We start from the raw sequence: 230 nt of genomic DNA, 5'->3' as shown, positions 1-230 counted from the left end.
AGATAACTTCGTCCATTTTAGAACCGGTATCGATAAGCGCCGTCGCGATAATGGTCAGGCTGCCGCCCTCTTCCACGTTACGCGCCGCACCAAAGAAGCGTTTCGGACGATGCAGGGCGTTGGCATCCACACCACCGGTCAACACTTTACCTGACGCCGGAACAACGGTGTTGTAAGCGCGCGCCAGACGAGTGATGGAGTCGAGCAGAATGATAACGTCTTTCTTGTGC

Annotated in this window: 1 pseudogene; it reads right to left on the bottom strand. The window is 55.2% G+C overall.

Annotated features, from left to right (window positions below):
• Positions 1–230 (bottom strand): annotated as a pseudogene (gene rho, locus R0J87_RS25385) (transcription termination factor Rho); the annotation flags it as partial.

It is taken from the genome of Halomonas sp. SIMBA_159 (assembly GCF_046536035.1).
GTDB classification, from domain to species: domain Bacteria; phylum Pseudomonadota; class Gammaproteobacteria; order Pseudomonadales; family Halomonadaceae; genus Vreelandella; species Vreelandella venusta_A.
Note: the sequence above shows the minus strand (reverse complement) of the source record. Positions and strands in the feature narration are given on the sequence as shown.